The sequence below is a fragment of the Providencia sp. PROV255 genome (assembly GCF_028478065.1).
Taxonomy (GTDB): domain Bacteria; phylum Pseudomonadota; class Gammaproteobacteria; order Enterobacterales; family Enterobacteriaceae; genus Providencia; species Providencia rettgeri.
The window spans coordinates 181,719-200,395 of sequence record NZ_JAMPMI010000001.1; the positions used below are offsets into that span (position 1 = coordinate 181,719).

The following is an 18,677-nucleotide window of genomic DNA, read 5'->3' on the forward strand; positions in this document are numbered from 1 at the left end:
CCACACATTTTTAGGTTTATTGCCATAAGCCTCAGGTTCTTTTTGCCCAAAAAAACCTTTGGCAATAACACCAATCGATAGAGGACTTTACAATGTCAGTGATTGGAATAGAAAAATTAGAATTTGGTGTTGAAGATATCCCTAGCTGCCAGAAATTTTTACATGATTTTGGCCTTCAAGCAGCCTCTGATAACGCCTCGTTATTCACCACGTTATCGGGTGCTGAAATACAGTTATTTTCCTACCAAGATCCAAATTTACCCGTACCTTTTGAAGCAGGTTCAACACTGCGTCGCATTACGTGGGGAGTTGAAAGCCCAGATAAACTCAAGGAGATCATTGAGAAAATTAGGCCTTGTGATGGTTTTCAACTGACGTCAAATGGCGCACAGTGCCGTGACCCAAATGGCATGACGGTCGCTTTCACTATTAGTAAACAAAAAACGGTTGAATTAGAGGTCACCGCTATCAACCAATGGGGAGATATTCGCCGCATTGATAAACCCAGCCCAGTTTACGAAAAAGCCACGCCAATTAACGTCGGTCACGTAGTATTTTTTGTTGATGACTTACCTTCTACAGAAGCGTTCTATTGCCAAAAACTGGGTTTTCAAGTTTCAGACCGTTATATCGACCGTGCCGTCTTTTTACGGACACAAATAAACGGTTGCCACCATAACCTGTTTTTGCTGAAGCTTCCTCATCGTGGCAGCGGCCTCAATCATGTCGCTTTTACGGTTCGTGATATCCATGAAGTGATTGGCGGCGGTCTGGCAATGAACCGCCATCAATGGAGCACCTTTATTGGTCCAGGCCGGCACCCTATCTCATCCGCTTACTTTTGGTATGTCAACAGCCCAACAGGTGGGGCTTTCGAATATTACACCAATGACGATTACCTAACCGATAAATGGCAGCCACGCGAACTAGAACATTCCTTAGTTTCATTTACGGAATGGGCTGTGGAAGGTGGTCTCGATTATGAAACTCGCCGCCAAGTTAAGGAGTAACGCCATGAGCTCATTAATCCAAGGCGGTATTGTCATTATCGGTGGGGGTCAGGCAGGTGGTTGGGCAGCAAAAACCCTACGCGATGAAGGTTATCAAGGTATTATTTCGGTGATCAGCGATGAAAACCATGATTTTTATGAGCGCCCACCGCTGTCTAAAGCCGCATTGACACAGGAGAGTTTTTCATTATCGCGCTTATTCAGCGAACAAGAAACTAATGCCTTAAATTTACAGTGGTTTCGCCCACTACGTGCCACCAAAATTGATAGCCAAACCCAATGTATTTATTTAAGTGATGGTCGTGCCATTACGTTTGACAAATTACTGCTCGCGACAGGCGGTCGGCCTCGCTACCTGTCGAATCGTTGGCAGCAACATCCACAAGTATTTGCCTTACGTTCATGGGATGACGCGCAGAAATTACGTAGTGCGCTGCTCTCTGCACAAAAAATTGCCATTATTGGTGGTGGTTGGATTGGCTTAGAAGTTGCCGCTTCCGCTCGAAAAATGGGGATTGATGTCACGATTTTTGAGCGGCAAAGCCGCTTATGCGAACGAAGTGTACCGCAGAATGTTTCAGAGGCTCTTGCATTACGCCACACACAAGCAGGTGTTCATGTCATAACCGATTGTGGAGATATCGAACTTGGCGAGCCGACAACAAGTGGATTACAAATTAGTTGCCAAAAACAGCCTTCGCAAAATTTCGATCTCGCTGTTATGGGGATTGGTGTTGAATTAAATCTCGAACTTGCCAAAGAAGCGGGTCTTGATGTTACCCACGGTATTGTGATTAATCACCAAGGGCAGACTTCTCACCCAAATATTTACGCTGCGGGCGACGTCGCTTGCCATCCAACACTGTCCTTATGTTTACAGTCATGGGCTTATGCGCAAAACCAAGCCATCACCACAGCAAAAGCCATGCTAAACCCGCAGTCTGAAGGGTTCAATGAACTCGCTTGGTTATGGTCAGATCAATACCAAGACAACATCCAAATTTTAGGTGTCCCAACCTCACAAAAATTAAAACATATTCAACGGTATACCCCTAATTCAGAGGTTCATTTTGCTTTAAATGAAAGCAATGAATTGGTGCAAATGATTGCATTTAATGATGCACGAGCCATCAAGCTAGGTAAACGTTGGATACAAGGCCACCGCAAATTGGACCCTTCACAACTTGCTGATCCCACATTTTCATTAATGTCACTGAAATAGTGCCCAGCAGGAGAAATCTCATGGCTAATCAGACTATAACCTTACAAAATTCAGAGCATGATCAAGTCGAGCAAGATGTTCCTGAAAAGATCAATTGGTTGATCCCTATCGGGCTGTTTTCCTGTGTACTACTGGCTTTCTTCGATAAAATCAGTATTGCAGCTCTATTTTCTGACGAAAAATTTCAGCAAGCTCTGGGAATTGATTTTGACCCAACCCGTTTGGGGTTACTGATGAGCGCATTTTTATTCGCTTATGGTGTTTCTTCCATGCTACTAAGCGGTATTGGCGATAAATTTCATCCCACCAAAATGCTGCTATTTATGATCAGTAGCTGGTGTTTTCTCATGATTTTTATGGGATTCACACACCACTATGGCACGATGGTTTTTCTGCGTGTATTGCTAGGAATTGCCGAAGGGCCTTTGCTGGCAATCGCTTACGCCATTGTACGCCGTACCTTTCCGCCAAAAATGCAAGCTCGTGCCACCATGATGTGGTTATTAGGTACACCGTTAGGCGCAGCATTAGGCTTTCCTATCTCATTGTATTTACTAAATAACTATGGTTGGCAAAGTACATTTTTTGTCATGGCCGCCTTTACTGTTCCTGTTTGGTGGCTTGTGGTGATTGGTATTCGCCATCCCAACTTAGTCAATCGTCAAGCTCAGACTAAAAACACAGCAGGTGAAACACTTCCAGCGGAGCAATTGGCCGCGATGCGAGCCCATAAAAAACGCTTATTCCAAAATAGCCATTTTTGGATTATCTGCATGTTTAATATCGCTTTTCTTATCTACCTTTGGGGAATGAATGGTTGGTTACCCAGTTATTTAATTAAAGGTAAATCCATTCACTTAGAACATGCGGGAATTCTGTCATCCCTTCCCTTTATCGCCATGTTATTTGGTGAAGCCATCGGAGCGTGGTTATCAGATCGCTACGATCGCCGCGCACTCGTTTGTTTTATTTCACTACTTGGTGCCGTGTTAGGCCTTGCTGGTGTGTTATTTCTCACTGGCACCTACAGCATCATTCTTATGATGGCATTTAGCATGTTCATGTGGGGGGCGGGCGCACCAAATATCTTTGCTCTACTCGCAAAAGCCACACAAAAGCAAGTCAGTGCATTAGCAGGCGGTATTTTCAATGGGTTAGGAAACCTTGCTGGCGCCGCTGCACCGCTGGCAATGGGAGTTCTTATTACCGTCACTCACACTATGGATAGCGGGTTGTTATTTATCGTCGTCATAGGTTTATTCGGCAGCTTGTTACTAGTGCCTTTACTGAAAAAATATTAATTCATTTTTTATTGGAGATAACACCATGTCACAACCGCAAATCAAACCACAAGATATTCCAATGGCACAATGGATTGAGTCACGCATTGCTCGCCTTGAAGGGCGTAAATATGACTGGAATGCCCTGAAATTCCAAGCGGATTACGACCCTAAATATCGCCGCGCACAAATGCGCTATATCGGCACGGGTGCGACTGGCGTTGCTAATGATGTCAACACCGTTCCCGCAGAGAACTTTACCTTCTCCACCATGGTTCTCCCTGCCAAGTGTGAAGGGCCATTACACCTCCACCCCGATGTTGAAGAAGTGTTCTTTATGTTGAAAGGCACCATCACGTTGTTTGTAAAAGATGGCGATGAAGAGTATGAAACCGTACTGAAAGAGCGTGACCTAATTTCAGTCCCTGCGGGCATTTATCGTGGTTTATTTAACCATGGGGAAGAAGAAGCCTTAATGTGCGTCATGATCGGGACACCAAAACCTGCGATCCCAACATATCCCGAAGATCACCCTTTATCAAAAGTTAAACGTAACTAACAGGAGTCGTCAGTGATGAATTTGCTCAATAAAAAACTCCCGGAACCACTGATAGCAGACTTTGGCCAATATCGTCTCAATTGGCGAGAAGCAGGCCAAGGGCACCCAGTGGTATTGTTGCATGGTATCAGCTCTGGATCTGCTTCATGGGTAAGCCAACTGACCAGTCCATCACTGACAAAACACTATCATCTCTATAGCTGGGATGCGCCCGGCTATTTAGAAAGCCGTGAGCTAGAGACGACAACGCCTACCGCTATTGATTACGCAAATGCATTGAATGCTTTTATTGACAAATTAGCCTTATCAAACATCGTGTTAGTGGGACACTCTCTTGGCGCCATAATGGCAAGTGCTTTTGCCTCGCAATATCCCAATAAAGTTAAAGGCTTAATCTTAGCGAACCCCGCGCAAGGTTATGCAACAAAAAGCCCTGACCAACAAAAACAAGTTTACCAACAGCGGCAAGATATTGTTTTGAGTTCTGGTATTGAGGCATATGCGCAAAATCGTGCTGCTGCTTTGTTATCCGCCAACGCAACCACTGAGAAAGTCAATTGGGTTCAACAGAACATGAAGAAGCTCAACCCTAAAGGCTTCTTAGCCGCGGCGTGGATGCTAGCCCATGACGATATCAGCCAATATTTAAATCGCTATGATGGCCCATTGGAAATACTGGTTGGCACAGAAGATACCATTACGCCACCAGCACAAGTAGAGCAACTCGCACGCCAAAAAAACTGCCCCTATTTCCTGATAAACCAAGCGGGGCACGCCAGTTATTTAGATGCGCCAGATGCCTTTAACAACCATTTACAACAATTTTTAGAGACGCTCTATTGCCAAGCAGAATAAAGGAAGACTCATGAATTTACAGTTAAATAACCGTGTTGCTGTCGTGACAGGAGGAAGCTCCGGCATCGGCTTTGCAACCGTCAAACTCTTACTGGATGAAGGCTGTAAAGTGGCATTCTGCGGTCGTGATCAAGACAAACTCCAGCAAGCGCTTACAACATTACGAGAACATTACCCTCAAGGGCATTTTATCGCACAACCTTGTGATGTTCTTGATAAAACACAAACCGAAGCTTTCGCAAAACAGGTTCATCAACAATATGGGCACGTCGATATATTGATAAACAACGCAGGGCAAGGCTATGTCGCAAGCTATAGCAATACCCCCGAAGAAGCATGGTTACACGAAGCCCAGTTAAAACTATTTGGTGTAATTAACCCGGTGAATGCTTTCTTGCCACTCTTAGAGCAATCAAATATTGCTTCTATCACCTGTGTCAATTCACTGCTGGCCTTACAGCCTGAACCACATATGGTCGCCACCTCGGCGGCTCGGGCAGCATTATTAAACATGACGCTAAACTTGTCGAAAACACTGTTACCCAAAGGGATCCGTGTGAACTCTATTTTACTTGGCATGGTGGAGTCCGACCAATGGCGACGTCGCTTCGACAATCGCAGTGATAAAAATCTCGATTGGGAACAATGGATTGGTGATATCGCTAAAAAACGAGGTATTCCAATGCAACGTTTAGGAAAACCCGAAGAGCCCGCACGTGCCTTAGTCTTTTTAGCCTCCCCCATGGCGTCGTTTACCTCGGGTGCCGCTTTAGATGTTTCTGGTGGCTTTAGCCACCATATTTAAAGGATTTAACGATGAAAACACTCATGTTGATTGGTTATGGTGCAATGGCTCAAGAAGTGATTACTCGCTTACCTAATGAGATAGCCCTGCGTTACATTGTTGCCCGGCCCCATCACCATCAAGCCATTTTGGAACGCTTTAAAGGGGCAGTCACCCCCATCGATAACCTTGACAATAATATCATTCCACCGGATTTAGTGTTGGAATGTGCGGGTCACCAAGCCGTTAAACAATATGCACCAACGGTACTAGAAAGAGGCTGGACACTGGCCATTATCTCAACGGGAGCCCTTGCTGACACGGACTTTGAACAACACTTGGTCGCCTTAACCCAACGCCACCACAGCCAGTTAATTCCACTGACTGGCGCTGTTGCTGGTCTTGATGGCCTACGTGCCGCAAAAGAGGCGAATATCACCCATGTGACCTACCTGTCACGTAAAAGCCCTGCAAGTTGGCGCAATGGCGCGGCTGAGCGTTATGTCGATTTATCACAAGTGACACAGCCCACGGTGTTCTTTAGTGGCAGTGCCCGTGAAGCGGCACTGAATTTTCCAGCGAATGCCAATGTGGCTGCCACTGTTGCACTGTATGGCATAGGGATGGATGCCACCCAAGTACAATTGGTTGTTGACCCGACTACCACACAAAACTCACACCGTATTGATGTTACGGGCGATTTTGGCCATTTCTGCATTGAACTCAATGGAAATCCACTACCTTCAAATCCGAAAACATCGATGTTAGCTGCTTTAAGTGCTGTTGAAATTTGTCGTCGAGTCGCTGAACACCGAGCTATTTAATAGGAGCCCTATTATGAACAAAATGGATATTTTTGTTGGCGGTAAATGGCAGCTAGGTCGCGGGCCTGAAATGCAATCGCGTTTTCCGGGGGATAACCAGGTGATTGCAATCCTTAACAGTGCAAGTTTGGAAGATGTCGAAGATGCCGTAATTACGGCAGATAAGGCATGGAGATCGCCTTCTTGGCGTAATCTTCCCGCTCACCAGCGGGCAACTATCTTGTACAACGTGAGTCGCTTAATTGATGAAAACTGCGAAACATTAACTCAATTACAAACTTTGGATAACGGCAAGCCTTGGGCAGAAGCACGTGGCTTAGTGATGAGCGCAGCAGCAACCGCTCGCTACTTTGCGGCGGTTTGTGAAGTTTCAGGTGGTGAACTTCCTCCTCGTCGCCAGCCAGAGCTGATGACCATAAGTACCTACCAACCTATTGGCGTGATCGCTGCAATCACGCCATGGAACTCCCCGATTGCCAGTGATATGCAAAAAATTGCCCCAGCGATTGCGGCCGGTAACGCGGTCATCTTAAAACCCGCGGAAGCCACACCTCTAATTTCATTAAAATTGGCTGAGTTATTTGAGCAAGCAGGTTTACCCAGCGGCCTGTTGAGTGTGCTACCGGGTAAAGGTTCGATTGTCGGTGATGCACTGGTTCGCCACCCTCTGGTGAAAAAAATCTCCTTTACAGGTGGCACCAATACCGGACGACAACTGGCTCATATTGCAGCGGATAAACTTATCACCACGTCACTTGAACTTGGGGGAAAATCCCCAACTATCGTGTTGTCAGACGCTGACCTTGATATCGCTGCACATGGTGTTTGTTACGGTATCTTTAGTTCGATGGGGCAAGCATGCATCGCCGGTTCGCGCCTATTTGTGGCTAAAGATATCTACTCATCCTTTATGGAAAAGCTAACACAATTGACCCGCAACCTGATTATTGGTGACCCAAGGCAAGAGCGTGTTCATCTAGGGCCATTAATTTCCCCTTCGCACCGAGATAGCGTCAGAAACTATGTCGAACAAGCCGTTCAGCAAGGGGGGAAGATCCGTATTGGTGGAACTGCACCCGCTGACCCGGCACTCAAAGATGGCAACTACTTTTTACCGACGATTATCGAAGGCTTAAATAACCAATCTACGGTTTGCCAAGAGGAAATTTTCGGCCCCGTGCTCGTCGTAATGCCATTTGATGATGAAGAAGACCTCATTCAGCAAGCTAATGATTCTGTTTATGGGCTTGCCGCAGGTATTTGGACAAAAGATTACACTCGAGCATTTAAGCTCGCCGATGCGCTTGATGTCGGCACTGTTTGGGTCAATACCTACAAAGTTTTTTCTATTTCAACGCCATTTGGCGGCTTTAAAGAAAGTGGCATTGGCCGTGAAAAAGGCCTTGAAAGCCTCAATGCCTATATGCAACAAAAAAGCCTATTTCTGGCACTTAACCCACAACCAAACCGTTGGTGTGAATAGCAAATCCGTCACCGGATTATGGCAGCATTGAGGAGAATAAAATGTCTGAAATGATTACAGTTGGCGAAGCTATCGCCAGAACACTTGAACAATACCAAGTCACAACGGTTTATGGGGTTATTTCAATTCATAACTTACCCATAGCAGATGCTATCGGGCGCCGGGACGTGATTGATTTTACGCCAAGTCGTGGGGAGGCAGGGGCCGTCACCATGGCGGATGCCCATAGCCGTTTTAGTGGCTTAGGGGTAGCGCTAACCAGTACAGGTGCAGGTGCTGGAAATGCTGTAGGATCAATGATTGAAGCTATGAATGCATGCTCCCCCATGATCCACATTACAGGCCAAGTTGAAAAAGCTTATCTGGATATGGACGCAGGGTTTATTCATGAAACACATGACCAACTCGGCTTTTTACGTTCGAGTTCAAAGCACGCTTTTCGTGTTCATACCCCCGAACAAGCCGTCGCCACGCTGCATAAAGCCATTCAAGTTGCTCAAACTATACCTTGTGGCCCTGTCTCTATCGAGATCCCAATTGATATTCAAAGTGCGCAAGTGCCATTATCTGTACTGAGTGCACCACTTCCCCCTTATAGGTTGCCTGACAGTTGTACATCGTTAGTCAATGCAATTTGGGACAAACTTCAACACGCTGCACAGCCGTTATTGTGGGTTGGCGCAGGAGCCCTACAAGCAAAAGATGCTGTCAAACGCCTTGCTGATGCAGGTATTGCCGTCATCAGCAGTACCCATGGACGAGGTATTTTATCGGATGACCATCCATTCAGCTTACGCGCTTTTCATAATGCAGATTCCGTTGATGCATTAATGCGTTCATGCGATTTAACTATCGTCGCAGGCTCACGTTTACGCAGTAATGAAACCAAAACATGGTCATTACCTTTGCCACACCCCATCATTCAAATCGATATAAACCCACTCGCCGCCAATCGCAACTATTTAGCTGACTTGACGGTAACTGGGGATTGTAAAAGTTTACTTGAAGCACTTGCCGATAAAATCGAACAAGCCAAGCGCCCTATCTCTACTCAGTGGAAAAAACAAGTGCAAGAGGCCGTACAGCAGGCTGAAGAACAACTAAGGCAACAATGTGGCCCTTATAGCCAACTCAGTGATGCCGTAGAGCAAGTCTTACCTAGCGATGGTATTTTTGTCCGCGACATTACGGTATCAGGGAGTTTATGGGGAAGCCGTTTACTCAAAGCGACCCAGCCAATGCACAACATTCACTCCTTAGCAGGCGCAATCGGGCTAGGACTCGCCATGGCAATTGGCAGTGCCAAAGCAAACCCTAATGTACCTGTTATTGGCTTAGTTGGTGATGGCGGGTTAATGTTAGGCGTAGGCGAATTGGCCACTATGGCACAAGAGCAGCTCCCAATTGTATTGATTATTATGAATGACCAAGGTTATGGCGTAATGCGAGGTATTCAGGAAAAATATTTCTCAGACCGCCAATACTATAATGAGTTACTCACCCCTTCATTTAGTCAATTAGCTCAATCGATGGGGATTCAAGCATTTACGATAGATAAAGCCACCGATTTTCAATCAACGCTCCGCCAAGCTGTCGACTTGAAGCAACCTGTTGTCGTTGAAGTGTTAATGAATCATATTGGTACAATGAATTTTTCAGGCCCCCCACAGAAAAAGTTATTTTAACTTTCACCATGGTTAGGGTGGCAATAAGCTACCCTATTTCATTGATAGATAATGATGCAAACGATTAAAGCCATCTGCTTTTTAAATTATTATAGTGGGGAACTATAGCACCCGACTAAGATTATAAATTTGGCTTAAAATATTGCGTATAAATAGAAACCGCTTGCTCTTTTAAGATGCCTTTAACCACTTCAGGTTTAAAGGGGCTTTTGTCGAAGATTTCATCACTCCCCAACATAATATTAAAACCGGCAATCTCGGCTAGTTCATCATGAGAAAGACTATAAACCATCCGACCTAATTGGCTCCATACCATTGCACCGGAACACATACAACACGGCTCACAACTGGTGTACAGCGTATAATCGGATAAATCCATGACTTTATGTTCAGAACAATACTGGCGTATGAGACCCAACTCCGCATGATAGGTTGGGTCACTTTCAGTATGAATATGATTTTCACCTGTCATAACGACTTGGTTATTTTTAACTAATACTGCACCAAAGGGTTCATTGCCATTTTTCGCAGCATCCGTTGCCAAAGCCAAAGCTTGCGTCATAAACTGAATATCTAGCGCATTTTGCTGCTCATTGTTGTTAAGCTTATTTTCCATATACACACCTTTTATGCATAAATTAATTTAATTTTAAAATAACCTAAATAGGTTATATCAAGTCTAGTTATGAATTAATACAAAATAACCTGCGTGTGCACAATTTCCTTGCACATTTGGGAGATGCAAAATATTTGCCCATGTTTTGTTAGTACAAGGGTGCTACTGAAACTATCAAGCTTAAATATATGAAAAGGATTTCAATAGATTCAATCTTTAGGTCACCAAAAGAATTGCAATATCAATCACATAATTTCAAAAAACCAGTAAATATACGAATTAACAAGAAATGAAAAGCTGAAATGAATTACAAAAGTATTTAGGGGTAATTAGCGTGATATGCTTTAGAAAAACAAAAAAGCCACTTACGATGAAGTGGCTTAATGCGCTGATTTAACAGCTAAAATTTGGTGGCCCCTGCTGGACTTGAACCAGCGACCAATCGATTATGAGTCGACTGCTCTAACCAACTGAGCTAAGGGGCCAAAGTGGAGAGGATTATACGTGTAGTTTTAGCTTAGGTCTAGTGTTTCGAAACCGTATGCTGAAATTGTGTTCAACTCAATCCCTCCACTTATAATTCAATGCGATAGCATAAGCAATTGCTATCATTTGAAAGTCGTTTCCTGCAATTTTAATGAGCTCTACTCTTTTTTATTTAAATCAGTTTCTCACACCTTATCTATATTTAACTTTTACCAATATCAAATTAATAATAAAAACAACATCATAATGGCAACTAAACTTATTAAAAGCTCTTAATTCAAATAATTGATATAAAACAATATTTTTACATTCAGACCTCACAATATAGTTTATAGATAATTCGCATATAGGACAGAAATGATGAAAAAAGTACGTGTAGTTCAATATGGTTGCGGAAAAATGGGTAAATTTTTGATCCGTTACTTGTAAGAACATGGTGCTGACGTTGTGGCGACTTTTGAAATCAATAAAGCGGTTATTGGCAAAAATATAGGCGAAATCACAGGAGCGAGGCCAACAGAGGTTAAAGTACAAGCGCTACATAAAGCAGCGAAATGTTAAAGCTTGATGTTGGAATCATCGCCCACCTTTCGGTGGGCGATTACTGGCACCTAATCTTAGCGCGGTTTCACCATCTGCCATTCTAAGTGATGTTTTATCGACGGCCATTCTGATTCGATAATGCTATATACACAGCTATCACGTAGCTCACCTGTTTTAGTTTTCATATGGTTGCGCAAAATACCATCGAGCTTGGCCCCTAAACGTTCAATAGCTCGACGACTTTGGCTATTTAAAAAGTGCGTACGAAACTCCACTGCAACGCAATTTAATTCCTCAAAAGCATGCTTTAACAGCAAATATTTAGCCTCTGTATTTAATGCAGTGCGTTGTACTTCGACCCCATACCAAGTGGCACCGATTTCAACCCGTCTTACCGCATGGTCCACACGGTTATAAGAAGTAATACCAACAGGCTTACCAGTGCGTTTATCAATCACCACAAAAGGTAAACATTCCTTTTTCTGGAAATTTTCCAGACGCTTTTCCACATCTTGAGAAAAATGCTCAGGCTCAGGAACTAAGGCATACCACAAATTATTTAACCCATCTCGTCGAATGATATCTGCCAGTTCGACATCATATTGGTGAGATAGAGGTTCAAGGCGAACGTATTCACCTTCTAAAGTAATAGCTTGGCAAATCTCTTTCATCATTGTTTCCCCTATATCGTTCTTTATGCTGTGTGTCTCTTTTTTTAATCTCTGTTTATGACATAAAAATAAAAAAACACCTATTTTTTATGACACTCAGCTATTTAACCGAAAACATATGATAAAAATCACAAAATTTTAACATCTTTACCAAATTGCAGCTTCATTACGCTACAGTTGACTCATCTGACCTGTTAATGAAATCCCGAATGGGAGTATAATAATGAGCAATTTTCCACACCTTTTTACCCCGCTTGATTTAGGCCACACTATCCTAAAAAATCGCATTTTGATGGGCTCGATGCATACTGGGCTTGAAGAGCACCCGCAAGGCAGTGAACGACTGGCACATTTCTATCGCTTACGCGCCGAAAATGGTGTCAGCCTCATCATTACCGGTGGCATCGCCCCCAATCCTGAAGGGGCGCTTACCGCACATGGCGCGGTACTAAATGATGAAAAACAGCTGTCATTTCATCAACAAATCACGGATGCCGTCCACCAAGCTGACGGTAAAATCGCCTTACAAATTTTGCATGCAGGGCGCTATGGGCTACACCCCAAATTAGTTGCCCCAAGCCCTATTCAAGCTGAAATTATTCCATTCGCCCCCAGAGAGCTCTCAACTGATGACGTTGAAAAAACGATTGATGACTTTGTGACAACAGCCAAACTCGCTCAACAAGCAGGCTATGATGGTGTCGAAATTATGGGCTCCGAAGGCTATTTAATTAACCAATTCATCACCAAACGTACCAACCATAGAACCGATAAATGGGGTGGAAGTTACACAAACCGAATTCGTTTTCCTATTGAAATCGTACGGCGAATACGGGAAGCTGTTGGCGCTAACTTTATTATTATTTATCGACTTTCCATGTTGGATTTAGTTGAAGAAGGTTCAATATGGGAAGAAATCGAATTACTCGCCAAACAAATTGAAAATGCAGGCGCCAGTATGATTAACACGGGTATTGGTTGGCACGAAGCTCGAATACCGACGATAGCAACGCAAGTTCCCCGTAGTGCATTTAGTTGGGTTACCCAGAAATTAATGGGAAAAGTGAATATTCCGCTGATAACCACTAACCGCATCAATGACCCTTTTGTTGCAGAACATATTATTGCCAATCATCAAGCCGATATGGTTTCAATGGCTCGGCCGTTTCTGGCTGATGAAGCGTTTGTTCGTAAAGCGGCAGAAAATAGAGCAGACGAAATCAACACCTGCATTGGCTGCAACCAAGCCTGTCTCGACCTCATTTTTAGTGGCAAACTGGCCAGTTGTTTAGTTAACCCACAAGCCGTTAGAGAAATGGATTACCCCAACGAAAAAGCCCCACAGAGTAAATCTGTTGCAGTTGTTGGCGCAGGGCCTGCTGGGTTGTCTTGTGCAATTTACGCGGCAAAACGGGGGCATCGCGTCACTTTGTTTGAAAAATCTAACCACATAGGTGGGCAATTTAACCTCGCAAAGCAAATACCCGGTAAAGAAGAGTTTCATGAAACTATCCGTTACTTCTGCCGACAACTAGAACTATTACATATTGATGTACGCCTTGAACACCAAGCCGATGTTGACTGTTTATCGGGATTTGATGAGGTCATTATTGCAACGGGCGTCACCCCACGGAAAATCCAGCTCGAAGGCATTGAACACCATAAAGTCATTTCTTATATCGATGTCATCACCAAACAGCGTTCTGTTGGTAAAAGCGCCGCTATTATTGGTGCTGGAGGGATTGGCTTTGATGTTGCTGAATTGCTAACCCAGGAAGGGAAAAGTAGCAGTTTAGATACTTCACTATTTAATAAAGAGTGGAATATTGATACCTCAATTCATTCTAAAGGTGGCGTATTCCCCCCACAAAAAGTCCCTATGGCATCAGCCCGTCAATTGTACTTATTACAGCGTAAAAATAGTAAAGTTGGGGCAGGCCTTGGTAAAACGACGGGTTGGGTTCACCGTTTATCACTGATGAAACGTGGTGTTCATATGCTAAATGGTGTTGAATACATGCGAGTTGATGACGAAGGGCTCCATATTCGCTATCAAGATAAAACGCAGTGCCTTCCCGTTGACAATGTGATTTTATGTGCAGGACAAGAGCCTTACCGTCCATTAAAAATACAATTAGCAGAACGTGGCATTAATGCCCATGTTATTGGCGGTGCTGATGTAGCAGCCGAGCTTGACGCTCGCCGCGCAATTGAACAAGGAATGAAAATCGCGTATCAGCTTTGATTGCTCGTTCTGTTGGTGAGGTTTGTCACTGACAATTAACCGTATTTTCAAAAATAAAGGCAGAGATTGTTTTCACGATCCCTGCCTTTTTATTTAGTTCACTTGCTCATTAATCACGGTGAGATAACCGCGCTTCCGCGTTCGCCAGTTTCTCATCTTCCGCTAAACACACCGCCGCAGTAAATAACACGTCAGTTGAAGAATTAAGCGCCGTTTCTGCTGAATCCTGTAACACGCCAATCATCACACCAACTGCGACCACTTGCATCGCAATCTCATTTGAAATACCAAACATGTTACAAGCTAATGGGATCAGCAATAGTGAGCCCCCCGCAACCCCAGAGGCGCCACATGCACAAACTGCTGCCACAACACTTAATAATAATGCCGTTGGGATATCAACAGGGATCCCTAACGTATGTACCGCAGCTAACGTCAGAACAGTAATCGTTACCGCTGCACCTGCCATATTGATTGTTGCACCTAATGGGATAGAAACAGAGTAGGTATCTTCATGCAGATTCATACGACGACACATCCCCATATTCACAGGAATATTCGCTGCAGAACTACGTGTAAAGAATGCCGTTACCCCACTTTCACGTAAACAAGCGAAAACTAATGGATATGGGTTGCGTTTCATTTTCCAATACACAATTAGTGGATTAACAATGAAAGCAACAATTAACATACAGCCAATTAATACTGCGAGAACATGTATATAGCCTTTTAAGGTTGCAAAGCCTGTCGTTGCGATAGTTGAAGCAACTAAGCCAAAAATCCCTAAAGGCGCTAAGCGGATCACAACACGTACCAGTTGTGTTACTGCATTAGAAAAGTCATGAACTAAATTTTTTGTGGTTTCATTTGCATGGCGCAGCGCAATACCCAGCCCGATCGCCCACGCTAATATACCAATATAATTACCCTTAATCAGTGCGTCGACAGGATTCGCAAATATATTGATTAGCAAACCTTTTAACACTTCGGCAATATTACCCGGTGGATTTAACTGTGTATCCCCCACGGCTAAAACTAAACTTGACGGGAACAGGAAAGAACCAATAACGGCAACAACCGCGGCAAAAAATGTTCCCAAAATATACAACACCAGGATCGGTTTGATATTGGTTTTTTGCCCTTGACGATGGTTAGCAATGGATGACATCACTAACACCCATACCAATACCGGAGCAACCGCCTTTAACGCACTAACGAATAAATCCCCTAACAACCCGACACTTTTTGCAGCAGATGGCCATAACCATGCAAGCAAAATACCCGCGACCAAGCCAACCAGTATCTGTTTGACTAGACTACCTTGGCTAATAACTCGCCATAACCCTGTTTTATTTGTATCCATAATAGACCTATATTATTTATCTTTATTAGGAATTAAATGTGTTTGCACAGCAAGTATAAGGAATAATAGTCGCCTGAAAAGGCAATTATTCAAAATATACACAATGATTGACTTTGTTTAACAAACATTTTACATAACTGTGATCTCAATAGAGTTTTGTTTCTTATAGTAGAATGAGAGGAGTAAAATGGTTGAGTATTTTCATAGGGTTAAAAAAAATCCCCTACTTTTACAGTAGAGGATTTAAAAATAAAAAAGTTAAATTAACTTTTTGCTTCGTTACGTTTATTAACAATGGCATTAATGATTAACGTTACGACTAAGATTGAGGCAATTACCCCCAACGAAATCGGCGTTGGAATATGGAAAATATCAATCAATAGCATTTTTATACCGATAAAGCTTAAAATTACTGCTAAGCCGTATTTTAGCATTGAGAACTTTTCAGCAACTCCAGACAACAAGAAATACATCGCACGTAGGCCTAAAATGGCAAATAAGTTCGATGTTAAAACAATGAATGGGTCAGTCGTTACCGCAAAAATAGCAGGTATGCTGTCCACCGCAAATATCACGTCACTAATTTCAACTAAAATCAGCACTAAAATAAGTGGGGTCGCAAATAGGACACCATTACGTTTAATAAAGAATTTTTCACCATGCAATTCATCCGTCATACGTAAATGAGAACGAACCCATTTTACTAACGGTTTATCCGTGATTGGCGAGTCATCTTCTTTAGCAAAAGCCATTTTCAAACCAGTAAATAGCAAAAACAAGCCAAATACATATAAAATCCAGCTAAATTGTGTGACTAACCAACTACCTGCAAAAATCATAATCGTACGAAGTACGATAGCGCCTAATACTCCATAAACCAGCACACGACGCTGTAAATTTGCAGGGATTGCAAAATAACTAAAGAGCATTAACCAAACGAATACGTTATCAACAGCTAATGCTTTTTCTAATAAATAACCCGTTAAGAACGCCATTGTTTGGCTATCGGCAAACTCACGTCCCACGTTTTCATTAAGATACCACCAAAAGCCCGCCGCAAAGAGAAGCGAAAGCGTTACCCACACGATACTCCAAGCCGCAGCTTGTTTCATCGACATTGCTTGGCCTTTGTGTTTCCCTTGCCAGAACAAATCAATGAGTAACATAAGTAAAATAATAACGGCAAAACTACCCCATAAAATTGGGTTACCAACTGAGTGCATTTTCCTTTCCCTTAAAAACAAAAAACGGCTGATATCCAGAAGACATCAGCCGCTTAAAATTCATTAACCACAAGTTATGTCTTTTGGTTGTAAATTATGAGCAAACCTCGCCTTCTGGCAAGGTCTCACTTACAACACAAATAACCCGAAAACAGGGAACTGTGGTGCTCGGCTACCGGGTGTAATGAGTACACCGTAATGACGATAAACCGACAAGAAGAAGTTACTCCCCTTTGCTATGGCGATAAGATACGGTAAATAGTCTTAAAATGCAATAATTAGCCATTATTGTTTTATCGTTATTTTTTTACATTAAAAGATAAATTAACCAGTATATTTCGCATACTCTAAGCAAAAAACAGGCTAAAAGCCGTTTTTAAGCACTTTACATCATTACATGGCACACAGTAATTTGTAAAAATCGGCCGAAACTTAAATGAATTCTAAAAATAAGCTTAAAATTTGCTGTTTAGTTATTTTCTGTTTTGTTAAAGTGAGCGTGCTTTACACTAACAGCCTGAGGAAACACTACTTTCACTTTGGCATTCACTTAATCCATTTCTCCCTGCCCAACAACAAGTTTGTTGCTGTTATTGCCGTTTAGGAAACATTAATGGAATTAGTTAAAGAACTTTTTTTCGCCCTTTGGCACCAAGATTATGTCACCCTATCTAACCCTGCGTTAGTGTGGTCGATTTATTTCATGCTGTTCGCTATCTTGTTTCTTGAAAACGGGGTATTACCTGCAGCGTTTTTACCTGGCGATAGCTTGTTGATTTTAGTTGGTGTACTCATCGCTAAAGGCACATTAAGTTATCCACTCACCATCGTAATTTTAACCGCTGGCGCCAGTTTAGGTTGCTGGGTAGGTTATATACAAGGGCGATGGCTAGGGAACACACGTATTGTTAAAGGCTGGCTAGCACACTTACCCGAACACTACCACCAACGCGCTCATGGCTTATTCCATCGTCATGGCCTCGCTGCCTTATTAATTGGCCGTTTTTTAGCTTTTGTTAGAACACTGCTTCCAACAATTGCAGGCCTCGCAGGTTTGCAGAATGGCCGTTTCCAAGTATTTAATTGGTTAAGTGGTCTGTTGTGGGTGTTAATTTTAACGGCTATCGGTTATGGCTTTGGTAAAAGCCCAATCTTCCTACAATATGAGCATCACATTATGAATGTATTGATGCTAATTCCTGTAGGCTTATTAATCCTTGGGTTAATCGGTAGTATTGCTGTTGTCGTAAAGAAAAAACTGTCTAGCAAAAAAGCAAATTAATCCGCCTATGCGAGAACTTCGAGTTCTCGCATTTTTATTTTTACCTAATTTTACGTCTTAATATTTCTATCCCTTACAACTAAGTTAACCTACTAATATTAAAAATATTTTCCTAAATACTATTTTTTACATTTTTTCTGATCCCATAATTTATTATCGAATAACTCATTGCACTTAATGCAAAAACAGTTATTGTTAATACAGTGAAGTTTCTTTTCTATTGATAGGAGGTTCTATATGTCATTAAATCATTCATCAGAAGACCTACGTGCGGAACTAAAAGCGTTAGCAGATTCTCTTGAAGCCGTATTGAATGATACAGGCGAGAAGTCGAAAGAAGAGATTGAAAGCTTAAAATCCAAAGCGAAAGATGTACTTTACTCATCTCGTGCTAAGCTCGGCCAAACCACCGAAAGGATCACTGAACAAACTAAAGAAATTGCGGGTCGCGCAGACAACTATGTCAAAGAAAATCCATGGACTGGTATCGGTATTGGTGCTGCCGTTGGTGTAGTTCTTGGCGTACTTCTCGCGAAACGTTAATTG

The 18,677-nt window shown here is 42.8% G+C and carries 16 protein-coding genes and 1 tRNA gene; 12 read left to right on the forward strand and 5 right to left on the reverse strand.

Features of this window, described 5'->3' with window-relative positions; all coding sequences use genetic code 11:
* Positions 1-92 precede the first annotated feature (92 nt).
* The 9 genes from PR725_RS00820 to PR725_RS00860 are packed head-to-tail and all read left to right on the forward strand — an operon-like array spanning position 93 to position 9,702.
* Entirely contained in the window at positions 93-1,010 is a 918-nt protein-coding gene (locus tag PR725_RS00820) for a VOC family protein (protein ID WP_109911737.1), read from the forward strand.
* Positions 1,011-1,014: 4 nt separating this feature from the next.
* Positions 1,015-2,232: an NAD(P)/FAD-dependent oxidoreductase gene (locus PR725_RS00825; protein WP_004908421.1), complete on the forward strand. Its 1,218-nt coding sequence runs from the start codon at positions 1,015-1,017 to the stop codon at positions 2,230-2,232.
* Between the two features lie 20 nt (positions 2,233-2,252).
* Positions 2,253-3,533: an MFS transporter gene (locus PR725_RS00830; protein WP_004908419.1), complete on the forward strand. Its 1,281-nt coding sequence runs from the start codon at positions 2,253-2,255 to the stop codon at positions 3,531-3,533.
* A 25-nt stretch (positions 3,534-3,558) separates the two neighbouring features.
* Positions 3,559-4,071 carry a cupin domain-containing protein gene (locus PR725_RS00835; protein WP_004908416.1) on the forward strand — a complete coding sequence of 171 codons (513 nt, stop codon included), beginning with the start codon at positions 3,559-3,561 and terminating at the stop codon, positions 4,069-4,071.
* Between the two features lie 15 nt (positions 4,072-4,086).
* Complete coding sequence (locus PR725_RS00840) at positions 4,087-4,926, forward strand: alpha/beta fold hydrolase (RefSeq protein ID WP_109911734.1); 840 nt, start codon at positions 4,087-4,089, stop codon at positions 4,924-4,926.
* Positions 4,927-4,936: 10 nt separating this feature from the next.
* Entirely contained in the window at positions 4,937-5,731 is a 795-nt protein-coding gene (locus PR725_RS00845; protein ID WP_109911733.1) for an SDR family oxidoreductase, read from the forward strand.
* Positions 5,732-5,742: 11 nt separating this feature from the next.
* The gene (locus tag PR725_RS00850; protein ID WP_004908411.1) at positions 5,743-6,534 is read left to right on the forward strand and encodes an aspartate dehydrogenase; all 792 of its coding nucleotides are present in this window, start codon (positions 5,743-5,745) and stop codon (positions 6,532-6,534) included.
* Between the two features lie 13 nt (positions 6,535-6,547).
* On the forward strand, positions 6,548-8,017 hold the full coding sequence (locus PR725_RS00855; RefSeq protein WP_272567138.1) for an aldehyde dehydrogenase: 1,470 nt from the start codon (positions 6,548-6,550) through the stop codon (positions 8,015-8,017).
* Between the two features lie 41 nt (positions 8,018-8,058).
* Entirely contained in the window at positions 8,059-9,702 is a 1,644-nt protein-coding gene (locus PR725_RS00860) for a thiamine pyrophosphate-binding protein (protein WP_110731711.1), read from the forward strand.
* Between the two features lie 121 nt (positions 9,703-9,823).
* On the opposite strand, the gene PR725_RS00865 is transcribed toward PR725_RS00860, so the two are convergent.
* The 3 genes from PR725_RS00865 to PR725_RS00875 form a co-directional block, all read right to left on the reverse strand.
* Positions 9,824-10,318: a nucleoside deaminase gene (locus PR725_RS00865; RefSeq protein ID WP_109911730.1), complete on the reverse strand. Its 495-nt coding sequence runs from the start codon at positions 10,316-10,318 to the stop codon at positions 9,824-9,826.
* 408 nt (positions 10,319-10,726) lie between these two features.
* Positions 10,727-10,803 (reverse strand) — tRNA-Ile (locus PR725_RS00870).
* Between the two features lie 618 nt (positions 10,804-11,421).
* On the reverse strand, positions 11,422-12,018 hold the full coding sequence (locus PR725_RS00875) for a GNAT family N-acetyltransferase (RefSeq protein ID WP_109911818.1): 597 nt from the start codon (positions 12,016-12,018) through the stop codon (positions 11,422-11,424).
* Positions 12,019-12,241: 223 nt separating this feature from the next.
* Between PR725_RS00875 and PR725_RS00880 the strand changes: the two genes are divergently transcribed.
* Complete coding sequence (locus PR725_RS00880) at positions 12,242-14,263, forward strand: NADPH-dependent 2,4-dienoyl-CoA reductase (protein ID WP_164529161.1); 2,022 nt, start codon at positions 12,242-12,244, stop codon at positions 14,261-14,263.
* 109 nt (positions 14,264-14,372) lie between these two features.
* Here PR725_RS00880 and sstT read toward each other — a convergent pair whose 3' ends face one another.
* Both sstT and PR725_RS00890 read right to left on the reverse strand, forming a co-directional pair.
* Positions 14,373-15,626 carry a serine/threonine transporter SstT gene (sstT, locus tag PR725_RS00885; RefSeq protein ID WP_272567142.1) on the reverse strand — a complete coding sequence of 418 codons (1,254 nt, stop codon included), beginning with the start codon at positions 15,624-15,626 and terminating at the stop codon, positions 14,373-14,375.
* 263 nt (positions 15,627-15,889) lie between these two features.
* Complete coding sequence (locus PR725_RS00890) at positions 15,890-16,849, reverse strand: TerC family protein (protein WP_109911701.1); 960 nt, start codon at positions 16,847-16,849, stop codon at positions 15,890-15,892.
* Between the two features lie 613 nt (positions 16,850-17,462).
* Between PR725_RS00890 and PR725_RS00895 the strand changes: the two genes are divergently transcribed.
* Both PR725_RS00895 and PR725_RS00900 read left to right on the forward strand, forming a co-directional pair.
* Positions 17,463-18,131, forward strand: a complete 669-nt coding sequence (locus PR725_RS00895; RefSeq protein ID WP_004908389.1) for a DedA family protein — start codon at positions 17,463-17,465, stop codon at positions 18,129-18,131.
* 237 nt (positions 18,132-18,368) lie between these two features.
* Positions 18,369-18,674 carry a DUF883 family protein gene (locus tag PR725_RS00900; protein WP_109911700.1) on the forward strand — a complete coding sequence of 102 codons (306 nt, stop codon included), beginning with the start codon at positions 18,369-18,371 and terminating at the stop codon, positions 18,672-18,674.
* Positions 18,675-18,677 lie beyond the last annotated feature (3 nt).